9 protein-coding genes are annotated in these 10,633 nt (G+C 65.7%); 4 read left to right on the top strand and 5 right to left on the bottom strand.

All coding sequences use genetic code 11. From position 1 onward, the window contains the following. Nucleotides 1–640: 640 nt before the first annotated feature. The 3 genes from GIW57_RS23195 to GIW57_RS23185 form a co-directional block, all read right to left on the bottom strand. Entirely contained in the window at nt 641–2,206 is a 1,566-nt protein-coding gene (locus GIW57_RS23195) for a protein adenylyltransferase SelO (protein WP_236513060.1), read from the bottom strand. A 31-nt stretch (nt 2,207–2,237) separates the two neighbouring features. Next, nucleotides 2,238–2,927 carry a glutathione S-transferase gene (locus GIW57_RS23190; protein WP_236513058.1) on the bottom strand — a complete coding sequence of 230 codons (690 nt, stop codon included), beginning with the start codon at nt 2,925–2,927 and terminating at the stop codon, nt 2,238–2,240. A 152-nt stretch (nt 2,928–3,079) separates the two neighbouring features. Then, the gene (locus GIW57_RS23185) at nt 3,080–3,289 is read right to left on the bottom strand and encodes a cold-shock protein (RefSeq protein WP_025875108.1); all 210 of its coding nucleotides are present in this window, start codon (nt 3,287–3,289) and stop codon (nt 3,080–3,082) included. Nucleotides 3,290–3,593: 304 nt separating this feature from the next. Between GIW57_RS23185 and GIW57_RS23180 the strand changes: the two genes are divergently transcribed. Next, a complete protein-coding gene (locus GIW57_RS23180; protein ID WP_236513056.1) occupies nt 3,594–4,082 on the top strand; it encodes a YaiI/YqxD family protein in 489 nt (162 codons plus the stop codon). Nucleotides 4,083–4,095: 13 nt separating this feature from the next. Here the strand turns inward: GIW57_RS23180 and GIW57_RS23175 are convergent, their stop codons facing one another. Further along, nucleotides 4,096–4,965 carry a pseudouridine synthase gene (locus tag GIW57_RS23175; RefSeq protein WP_236513054.1) on the bottom strand — a complete coding sequence of 290 codons (870 nt, stop codon included), beginning with the start codon at nt 4,963–4,965 and terminating at the stop codon, nt 4,096–4,098. A gap of 180 nt (nt 4,966–5,145) precedes the next feature. Here GIW57_RS23175 and GIW57_RS23170 point away from each other — a divergent pair, with 180 nt between their 5' ends. From GIW57_RS23170 to GIW57_RS23160, 3 genes are all read left to right on the top strand, one after another. Beyond that, entirely contained in the window at nt 5,146–5,694 is a 549-nt protein-coding gene (locus GIW57_RS23170) for a YaeQ family protein (protein ID WP_033830883.1), read from the top strand. Then, nucleotides 5,691–6,875 (top strand): NAD(P)/FAD-dependent oxidoreductase, encoded by a 1,185-nt coding sequence (locus GIW57_RS23165; protein WP_100465024.1) that lies wholly within the window; start codon nt 5,691–5,693, stop codon nt 6,873–6,875. The genes GIW57_RS23170 and GIW57_RS23165 overlap by 4 nt, the downstream gene beginning before the upstream one ends. Before the next feature lie 91 nt (nt 6,876–6,966). Next, complete coding sequence (locus tag GIW57_RS23160; RefSeq protein ID WP_236513053.1) at nt 6,967–9,036, top strand: EAL domain-containing protein; 2,070 nt, start codon at nt 6,967–6,969, stop codon at nt 9,034–9,036. Between the two features lie 113 nt (nt 9,037–9,149). On the opposite strand, the gene fabV is transcribed toward GIW57_RS23160, so the two are convergent. Continuing rightward, nucleotides 9,150–10,409 (bottom strand): enoyl-ACP reductase FabV, encoded by a 1,260-nt coding sequence (fabV, locus tag GIW57_RS23155; protein WP_236513051.1) that lies wholly within the window; start codon nt 10,407–10,409, stop codon nt 9,150–9,152. Nucleotides 10,410–10,633: the final 224 nt, after the last annotated feature.

Raw genomic sequence — 10,633 nt, 5'->3', positions numbered from 1 at the left:
TGCCCCTCTACAACGACAAGGCGAACCGCCTCGTCCCTCATGCCCTGAGTGATCTGTTTTGCCATGGGTCTACCTCGATGCTCGAAAATGATCCTATCGAGTGTCCAAGTTGATTAGACCACCGCAATCCGTCCATGGAGGCTCGGTCGCCGCATCCATGCGGCTCACGCCCCCGCAACCGGACCCACCCCGCCTTCGACAGTTTCCTGCGATCTGTCGTAGATTCACGCAATGCGTGGATGAATCTCTATCGAAATCGAATATTTCGAGAATTGAACCAAGAGCATCCACGCATGGCGTGGATCTACCGTGTCGACCAAGATCGACACCTCTACCCACAGCAGCGGGAATCTGTCGAAGGTGGGGCGGTATCGGAGTGCGGGGTGTCAGCCGCATGGGCCCGACGCATGCGTCGGGCGGGTTGGGCAGGACGCCCAACCCCGGTCTTGCCGTGTGCGCAGGAACGCGCACACGAGCAAGCGGCTGCCAAGCCTACAAGGACGTACTTGCGGCGTCCCCGCACTCCGACACCGCCCCACCACACCACGGAATGCCGCTCTTGCTGTTGCTGTTGAGGTTGTCGGCCAGCGGCCGGCACTACAGCGGGTGTGCAGGGCGCAGCCCTGCAGAAGAACACTCTTCAGGAACTGCAGGACAGCATCGAACAGCCTGCGCGATCGTCAGCCCACGCCGGGCGCTTGCCGGCGTAGTGCTCGAGCCCCGGGCGTTCGGTGTATGGATCACGCAACACCTCCTGCAGGGCATGCACACCGCCCAGGTCGCCCTGCTCGGCGCGGTCGATCGCTTCCTGTGCCAGCCAGTTGCGCAGCACATACAGCGGATTGGCCGCCCCCATCTTCGCGAGACGCTCGGCTGCCGACAGCGGGTCGGCACGCAGCCGTGCCGCGTAATCCTGCAGCCACTGCTGCAGAGGTTCCTGCACCGCGTGCTGCCGCTCGGGGTCGTAGAAGACTTCGGCCAGTACCCCCGCATCGGGTGCATTGGCATCGATGCGCATCAGCGCACGCCATGCCAGGGTCATGTCCATGCCACCGTCCTGCATCAGCTGCTGCCAACGCTGGAAGAGCTGCAGATCGGCATCGTCAGCCGCTGCCAGACCCAGCTTGGCCGCCACATCGCGACGGGTGCAGGCGACAAAGGTCGCCTGGTAGGCGGCCAGCCCTGCCTGCAGCGGCTGCACATCAGCGAACAACGGCGACAGCGCCTGTGCCAGACGGCTGAGGTTCCAGTACGCCACCTGCGGCTGGGTGCCGAAACGATAGCGACGCCCCTGCGCATCGGTGGTGTTCGGCGTCCAGTCCGGATCGAAGTCTTCGACCCAGCCATAGGGGCCGTAGTCCAGGGTCACGCCGAGCACCGAGAGGTTGTCGGTGTTCATCACCCCATGCACGAAGCCGACGCGCATCCAGTGCGCGATCATCTCTGCGGTGCGCACGGCGATCTGCGCGAACCAGTCGCCGTAAAGTGCTTCGCCCTGCCCCTTCAGTTCCGGGAAATCGCGGGCGATACACGCCTCGACCAGTTGCCTCAGCAGCGCGGTCTCGCCGCGCGAAGCAGGCAGTTCAAACGAACCAAAGCGCAGGAACGAGGGCGATACCCGGCAGACGATCGCGCCGGGCTCCGCGCGCGGATGACCGTCATAGAACATGTCGCGCACTACGTCCTCGCCGGTACCCACCAGCGACAGGGCGCGGGTAGTCGGCACGCCGAGATGATGCATCGACTCGCTGCACAGGAACTCGCGGATCGACGAGCGCAGCACCGCACGGCCGTCGGCGCCGCGCGAGTACGGCGTTGGCCCGGCGCCCTTCAGCTGAAGCTCCCAGTGCCGGCCATCGGTGCCGATCAACTCGCCCAGCGAGATGGCGCGACCATCACCCAACTGCCCGGCCCAATGCCCGAACTGATGGCCTCCATAGTTGGCCGCCCATGGCTGCATGCCCGCATACAGCGCGTTGCCGCCGAACACCTCGGCGAAGCCCTCATCCTCTACCTGCGCATGATCGAATCCGAGCATCGCGGCCACCTCAGGCGACCACGCCAGCAGCACCGGCGCTGCAACAGGTGTCGGCATCACCGGCGACCAGGCCGCACCCAGCACTTCGCGCCGGCGCGGGCCGGACTCGGGATCGCCCGGCAGCAGAGTCAGCAGGCGGTTGTCGAACTGGGGAGCCGTGGTATCCATGAGCACAGCATGGGGGCGAGGACGGCCGTCCTCAATCGCCGCGCAGGGCCTGCAATGCCCCACCGTGCGCCTCGGCACGCTGGTAGGCCGGACGCTCGCCGATGCGCTTGAGGAAGCCACGCAATGCCGGCTTGTCGTCCAGTCCGCCGCCGCGTGCGGCCGCTGCCTGGATCGGGAAGCTCATCTGGATGTCCGCGGCGGTGAAGCGCTCGCCGGCAAACCACGGGCATTCGGCCAGACGCCGCTCCATCCAGTCCAGATGCAGGCGTCGTTGCGGGCCGACGAAACCGCGCTCGGCCTTGTCGGCGATGCTGCGGGCGATCGGCCGCGCGAAGAACGGCATCGGCGCGCTGCGGATGCGGCTGATCACCAAGGTCAGCAGCATCGGCGGCATCGCCGAGCCTTCGGCATAGTGCAGCCAGTAGCGGTAATCGATGCGCTCTTTGCCGTCGGCCGGTACCGGCGACGGCGACAGCTGCCGATGCACGTCGTAGCGGTCAGCCAGGTAGTCGAGAATGGCGCCGGATTCGGCGAGGATCAGTTCACCGTCCTGCAGCACCGGGGCCTTGCCCAGCGGGTGCACCTGGCGCAGCTCCGGCGGCGCCAGCATCGTCTTCGGGTCGCGCGGGTAGCGGCGCAGCTCGTAGTCCAGCCCCAGCTCCTCCAGCATCCACAGCACACGCAGCGAACGGGAGTTTTCCAGATGATGGACGATGCGCATGGGGACGATCCTTGGGGAAGCCTGCATCGTACCGTGCCGGGTGCATGCCCTTTGTAGAGCCGGGCCTGGCTCGACACTACAAGAAGCCCATAACGAAAAACGCCGGGAGCTTTCGCTCCCGGCGTTCTGGCTACCAAACGGTAGCAGACGGATTAGACCGCCTGCACCTGGTCAGCCTGCATACCCTTCTGGCCCTGGACGGCGACGAAGGTAACCTTCTGGCCTTCCTGCAGGGTCTTGAAGCCGGTGCCCTGGATCGCGCGGAAATGCACGAACAGGTCCGGGCCGCTTTCCGGGGTGATGAAGCCGAAGCCCTTGGCGTCGTTGAACCACTTGACAGTGCCGGTCTGACGATCAGACATATTTACTAACTCCTGAAACACATGTTGAAAAAAATCGCAGCCACCGGGTATCGGGGCCGAGACTGAGTTGCAGGCGTTGGTAAAGCGGATCGATGAGCGGATCGTGAGATCAACTGCACCAGGCCACGATTCACGGTGACCCTAGCAAACACAGTGGGCCAGACGATACGCGTGTTTTGAGCAAAAAGCGATAGCCCTGATATTCAGCGACAAACGGCCGGCCCCCAGACAGGGCAAGGGGTTGCACCAGATCGAGGCTAAACCCGGGCCCCCATTCAGGTTTTTCCTACCCTACACTGGGTAAATGACTGAAGCTGAAACCCGAGCTGAACCCCTGCTCCCCCGCATCTGGGTGGACGCAGACGCCTGCCCCGTCGTCATTCGCGACATCCTGTTCCGCGCAGCTGAACGGGTCGGTGTGGAACTGACCCTGGTCGCCAACCAGTGGATCCGCACCCCGCCCTCGCGCTGGCTGCGCTCGATCCAGGTGCCGCAGGGACTGGACGTGGCCGACAGCGCCATTGTCGAACGGGTGGCCGCCGGCGACCTGGTGGTCACCCAGGACATCCCCCTGGCCGCCCTGGTGCTGGAGAAGAAGGGCGTGGCCCTGAACCCACGCGGCCAGCTGTACACCCCCAACAACATGGCGGAGCGGCTGTCGATGCGCAATTTCATGGAGGAACTGCGTGGCGCGGGCGTGCAGACCGGCGGACCGCCTCCTCTGGGTGCGCGCGACCGCCAGCTGTTTGCTGCCGAGCTGGACCGCTGGCTGGCGCGCCGCCCGAGCAGGTGAATCCGGCCGCGCGTCAGCCGGCAACGCTCAAGGTGCGCGCACTGCGGAAACTGCGCCGCTGGCCGGTCAGCGGATCGTCGAAGGCCAGTGCCTGCGCCAGCAGCTGCAACGGCGGCTCGCCCTCACCCTGCGGCCGGTCCTGCAGCTGCGGATAGAACCCGTCGCCCAGGATCGGCGCACCGAGCGCGGCCATATGGACGCGCAGCTGATGCTTGCGCCCGGATTCCGGCACAAGCCGGTAGCGCCAGACCGGGCCATGCGCGTCAATGACCTCGACACGGCTCCGCGCATTCGGTTCGCCGGGAACTTCGGCCATACGGAAGAACGGCTCCCCTGGCTGCAGCCGGCTGTGCCGCTCCAACGGAAACCGCAGATCGGGCAAGGCCGGTGCCAGCGCCTCGTAGGTCTTCTCAATGCGGCGTTCACGGAACAGGCGCTGGTAGGCGTCGCGCGTTTCCGGCCGGGTGGAAAACAGCACCAGGCCGGCCGTCAACCGATCCAGCCGATGCAACGGCACCAGCTCGGTGTTGCCGGTGCGTTCGACCAGACGCGCCAACAGGGTTTCGCGCACGAAGGCACCGGCAGGCGCGGTCGGCAGGAAGTGCGGCTTGTCAGCCACCAGCAGGTGCGCGTCGTGATGCAGGATGGTCTCCACGAAGGGAATCACTGGCTCGTCGGCCACTTCACGGAAGTAGCGGATCTCCAGCCCCACCTGCCACGGCATGTCGGCCGCCAACGCCCTGCCCTGCGCATCCTGCACCCGGCCTCGCGCGAAGCGACTCTCCCATTGCAACCGATCGATGCGCGGGAAGCGCGCACACAGCCCCTCCAGCAGGGAAACCCAGTTACCGGGCGGCAGCTGCAGTCGACTGGGCGTGGTCATGGCGCGGTCGTGGCGCCATCAATCTGCAGGCGGCACGGACGTGAACGGGACATACGGCAGGGCAAGCCGGAAGCATCAGGGCGGCCAGCGTGCCACCGATCACGCCCTGCCGACACCCCCATACCGGACACCCCCGGGGCAAACCTCTATCATTGACGGTCTTTACCCCTCTGGATCTTCATGGCCCTCACCGCCACCATCCGCAAGGCCGAACTGCAGATCAGCGACATGGATCGCGGCTACTACGCGACCCACAACCTGACACTGGCCCAGCATCCGTCTGAAACCGACGAACGCCTGATGGTGCGCCTGCTCGCCTTCGCGCTGAACGCTGGCGACCGCCTGGAGTTCGGCCGCGGCCTGAGCACCGACGATGAGCCGGACCTGTGGGAACACGATTACACCGGCGACATCCTGCAGTGGATCGACCTCGGCCATCCGGACGAGTCGCGCATCCGCAAGGCCAGCAACCGCAGCCGACAGGTGCAGGTGGTCAACTACGGCGGCAATGCGTCGGACATCTGGTGGCAGAAGCAGAGCAAGGGCCTGGCCCGCTTCGACAATCTGTCGGTGGTCGACCTGGACGGCGGATTCGTCGATCTGTGGGGCCAGCAGATCCAGCGTGCGATGCGCTGGAGCGTGCTGATCCAGGACGCCGAAGTGCAGCTGCTCAACGATCAGATGCAGCTGGACGTGATCCCCAACTGGCGCAAGCGCGCCAAGGCATGAGCACGATCCGCTGCGACGTGCTGGTGATCGGTGCCGGCGCAGCCGGGCTGATGACCGCGATCACGGCGGGCCAGCGAGGCCGGCATGTGCACGTCATCGACCACGCCAACAAGATCGGCAAGAAGATCCTGATGTCCGGTGGTGGCCGCTGCAACTTCACCAACACCGGCACCACCCCGGCCAACTTCCTGTCGGCCAATCCGCATTTCTGCAAGTCGGCGCTGGCGCGCTACTCGCCCTACCACTTCATCGAGATGGTCGAGCGCCACGGCATCGCCTATCACGAAAAAGAGCTGGGCCAGCTGTTCTGCGATGTGTCATCCAAGCAGATCGTGAAGATGCTGGTGGACGAGTGCCAGCAGGCCGGCGTGCAGATCCGCACGCAGTGCAGCGTGGAGCGCATCGAGCACGGCACCGACGGCTTCCGCGTGCAGACCACGCACGGCCTGTTCCATTGCGCCTCGCTGGTGGTGGCCACCGGCGGCCTGTCCATTCCCAGTCTTGGTGCAACGGGGTTCGGCTATGAGATCGCGCGCCAGTTCGGCCACCAGCTGCTGCCCACCCGCGCCGGCCTGGTGCCGTTGACCCTCAGCGGCACCCACCAGGAGCGCCTGGCCGAGCTCAGCGGCGTCGCCCTGCCGGTCGAGGCCAGCTGCAACGGCACCAGTTTCCGCAACTTCATGCTGCTGACCCATCGTGGCGTCAGTGGCCCGGCCATCCTGCAGATTTCCTCGTTCTGGCAACCCGGTGACGCGCTGTCGCTGGATCTGCTGCCCGGCCAGGATGCCGCCGGATGGCTGCGCCAGATGAAGCGCGAACGACCCGCCGCGGAACTGCGTACGGTGCTGGGCGATGTGCTGCCCAAGCGGCTGGCGCAGCGCCTGTGCGAGCACTGGCTGCCTGACCGCCCGGTACGTCAGCTGGACGAGCCGGACCTGCGCAAGGCAGCACAGGTGCTTTCAGCATTCCCACTGGTGGCCAGCGGCACCGAGGGCTACCGCACCGCCGAAGTCACCCTTGGCGGTGTCGATACCAACGAAGTCTCTTCGTCGACGCTGGAATCCAAGCGCGTGCCTGGCCTGCATTTCGTCGGCGAGGTGCTGGACGTGACCGGCTGGCTGGGCGGCTACAACTTCCAGTGGGCCTGGGCCAGCGGGCACGCAGCCGGCTGCGTGGTGTGAACCGCATCGCCGTTCCGGGCACGCAAGCGTTGCGCGCATGGACGCGCCGCCACGCATCGTGTATCTAGATTTGCAGATTGGGGAGCAGTGCATGCAGAACGCGAACGACATCACCATCCGCCTGCTGATCGTCGATGACAGCGGTGAGAATGCCGAAGCCATCGTCAGCACCCTGCGCAACAGCGGCATCGCCGTGCGCCCATGGCGCCCGCAGGACTCGGCCGAGCTGTCGCAGGTACTGGCCAGCCAGGCGATCGATCTGGTGCTGGCGGCGCCCTCGCAGAGCATCCCGCTGCCACTGGTGGCCCAGCACATCGCCGCCAGCGGCAAGGACATCCCGCTGGTGCTGCTGGCCGAGCGCATCGACGAGGACGAACTGGTACAGGCCAGCAGCAACGGCGTCCGCGCCCTCGCCCTGCGCCAGCGCGCCGAACACCTGCTGGCGGTGGTCCGCGACCAGTGGGTCGACCTGCAGGCGCGCCGCGGCCTGCGCCGGATCGAAGCGCAGATGCGCGAGACCGAGCGTCGCTGTGACGCGCTGATCGCCTCTTCGCGTGACCCCATTGCCTATGTCCACGAAGGCATGCATATCCGTGCCAATGATGCCTACCTGGAGATGTTCGGTTACGAGGATTTCGAGGAGGTCGAAGGCATCTCGCTGCTCGACATGGTCGCCGCCCAGCACGTGGATGATTTCAAGCAGCTGCTGAAGTCACTCAGCCGCGGCGAAGCGGCGCCGCCGCAGTACCAGCTCGACGCTCGCCACCAGGACGGCAACGCTTTCCCGGCGACGATGGAGTTCACCGCAGCCACCTACGAGGGCGAATCCTGCCTGCAGGTGGTATTCCGCCGGCGCATGGAGTTCGACCCGGAGCTGGCTCGCGAGGTTGAAGACCTGCGCCAGCGCGACCAGGTCACCGGCCTGCTCAACCGCCCGACCTTCATGCTGCAGGTCGAGGACGCGGTTGCACAGGCGGGGCGCAGCGAGGGTCAGTTCGGCCTGCTGATGGTCGAACCGGATCATTACGCGCGCCTGATCCCGGACATTGGACTGGCCTCGGCCGACGCCCTGATCGGCGCCCTCGCCGCCTTGCTGGCCGAGGTCGTTGGTGAGGATGCGCAGCTGGCCCGTTTCGGCGAACACAGTTTCGCCGTGCTGCAGTCCGGTCCCTATGCACAGACCGTGGCACTGGCCGAGCGCATCCGTGAAGCCTACGCCGCGCACGTCTTCAGCATCGGCGCGCGCTCGGCCACGGTGACCGTCAGCATTGGCGGGGTGCAGGTGGGCGAGAAGATCGCCAGCATCGGCCAGGTGCTGGCGCGCGCCAGTGAATGTACGCAGGCCGCTGCCGCGCTCGGCAATACCTGCCGCATCTTCGACCCGGCCGCTGTCGATCGCGTGGAAGAAGAACGCGTGCAGCGCTGGGTCGCGCGTATCCGCGAGGCCTTGGCAGGCGATGGCTTCCAGCTGCATTACCAGCCGGTGCTGAACCTGCAGGGCGAGTCGCTGGAGCTGTATGAAGCGTACCTGCGGCTGGAACACAACGGAGAGCTGCTGAGCCCGACCGCCTTCCTCGGCATCGCCGAAGAACACGGCCTGCTGGCGGACATCAACCGCTGGGTCGTCTCGCAGGCGATCGCGGTACTGGGCGCGCGTGCGCGCGAGGGTCATCCGACGCAGATGCTGGTGAAGGTCACGCCGGAATCGTTCGATGACCCGAAGATGATCGCCACGCTGCGCCAGCAGTTGCAGGCACAAGGCGTACCGGGCGAACGCCTGTGGCTGCATGCGCCGGAATCGAAGGTGTTCACCCACCTGCGCAGCGCCCAGCAGTTCCTCGCGGAAGTGGCCCCGCTCGGCTGCCGGATCGGTCTGGAGCAGTTCGGCTCGGGCCTGGATTCGTTCCAGCTGCTGGCCCACTTCCAGCCGCAGTTCCTCAAGCTTGATCGCGGCTTCACCAGCGACCTGGCCGCCACCCGCGAGAACATCGACCGGGTCAGCCAGATCACCGCACGCGCGCAGGAAGCCGGCATCCGCACCATCGCCGAGTTCGTCAGCGACGCCAACTCGATGACACTGCTGTTCAGTGCCGGCGTGGACTACGTGCAGGGCGATTTCGTCGGCCCTGCAGCGCCGACGATGAACTTCGAGTTCGGTTGACGCCTCTCTGTAGAGCCGAGCCATGCTCGGCTGCAGGGTCCAAGCGAAGAGCAGCCGAGCATGGCTCGGCTCTACATAATCAAGAAGGCCGGCTTGCGCCGGCCTTTTTTCAATCAGGTCAGATCGACCAGATTGGCGATCTTCACGTCCGGGTTGACGTCGGCTTCGTAGTCGACGCCTTCGACACCAAAACCGAACAGACGCAGGAAATCGGCCTTGTAGCCGGCCAGGTCGCTGATCTCGTACAGGTTCTCGTTGGTCACCTGCGGCCACAGCGCCAGCACCTCACCCTGCACGTCAGCCGCCATTTCCTTGTAGTCGGCGCGCAGGCGACCTTCTTCATCGATCAGCGCGACGGTGTGGCCATCGCCATCAACCAGATCGTGGCGCAGGCGATCGACCGCCACGCCATCGGCCTTGGCGCCGTACAGGATGTCGTACAGCACGTCGAGCTGCTCGATGCAGCCTTCGTGGGTGCCCTTTGCCTTCATTACCTTGAACAGCAGCGACAGGTACAGCGGCATGGTCGGAATGGCCGAGCTGGCCTGGGTCACCACTGCCTTCAGCACCGACACGCGCGCATCGCCGCCGATCTTGGCCAGCTTCTCGCGCAGGCCCAGCACCTTGTCGTCCAGATCCTTCTTGGCGGCACCGATGGAACCATTCCAGTAGATCGCCTGGGTGATCTCTTCGCCCACGTAGGTGAAGGCCGTGGTGGTGCAGCCATTGGCCAGCACGCCGGCATCGGCCAGCGCGTCGATCCACATCTGCCAGTCCTCACCGCCCATCACCGCGACGGTACCGGCGATTTCTTCCGGGGTCGCCGGCTGCAGGTGGGTCTCGGTCAGCACTTCCTTGTCGGTATCCAGGCCACGCAGCGTGATCGGCTCACCGATCGGCTTCAGCGTGGAGCTGATGACTTCGCCGGTCTTGGGATGCTTGCGGCGCGGCGCAGCCAGGCTGTAGACCACCTGGTCGACCTGGCCGAGGTCGGCCTTGATCATCTCGATGGTCTTCACCTTCACCTCGTCGGAGAACGCATCGCCGTTGATGCTCTTGGCATACAGACCGGCTTCGTCGGCGTACTTGTGGAACGCCGCCGAGTTGTACCAGCCCGCCGTACCCGGCTTGGTTTCACTGCCCGGGCGCTCGAAGAAGATGCCCAGGGTTGCAGCGCCACTGCCGAAGGCGGCGGTGATGCGCGCGGCCAGGCCATAGCCGGTCGAGGCACCGATCACCAGTACGCGCTTGGGGCCGTTCTGGATCGGCGGGCGCGCACGGATGTAGTCGATCTGCTGCTTGACGGCCGCGTCGCAGCCGGTCGGATGGGTGGTGACGCAGATGAAGCCGCGGACGCGCGGTTTGATGACCATGAAGACCTCGGGTTGGCAGATGCGGCGCACAGGGCGCTCAGCAGGAATACGGGCACGCGTGTGCGCGCGAACCGCAGGATCGTAGTGCGCAGGGGCCGATTGCACAACCGACGCTGCCGTAGGGTGGTGGTGTTTTGCAGGGTTGCACCCTGCACCTGCAGAGGCAACGTCAACGTCAAAAGCCGGCTATCCGTGGGGTGGCGGGGTGGGTCCGGTTGCGGGGG

Origin of the sequence: Stenotrophomonas sp. PA-6-5C, from assembly GCF_021605635.1 — a bacterium.
GTDB lineage: Bacteria > Pseudomonadota > Gammaproteobacteria > Xanthomonadales > Xanthomonadaceae > Stenotrophomonas > Stenotrophomonas lactitubi.
This window is presented reverse-complemented; position numbering and strand designations above follow the sequence as displayed.